The 286-nt window shown below is 55.6% G+C and carries 1 pseudogene; it reads right to left on the minus strand.

Annotated features, from left to right (window positions below):
* Nucleotides 1-179: 179 nt before the first annotated feature.
* A pseudogene (locus ACIQCS_RS07705) lies at nucleotides 180-286 on the minus strand (magnesium transporter); the annotation flags it as partial.

The following is a 286-nucleotide window of genomic DNA, read 5'->3' on the forward strand; positions in this document are numbered from 1 at the left end:
CGTCCTTTACGCGGTATTCGCGGTCATAGCCTTTGGCGATCAATGACTGGACTGCTTCTAGAACGTCGGTCACCTGGGAGGTCATGGAAGCACCTTCATCTTGAACTGGATTGGACACGCTCGCGCACAAAGCGCGCTGTGACTCGTCAGCGGACGGAGAAGCTCGCGAAGTGCGTTACTCATAGCCACTTGGCCTTCTTGAAGCGCATGAACAGGAGAAGGCAGAACACCGCTATCACTCCGAGCACGACGAAGTAGCCATATGGCGTGTCCAGTTCCGGCATGT

It is taken from the genome of Sphingomonas sp. NPDC092440, from assembly GCF_044754985.1.
GTDB lineage: Bacteria > Pseudomonadota > Alphaproteobacteria > Sphingomonadales > Sphingomonadaceae > Sphingomonas.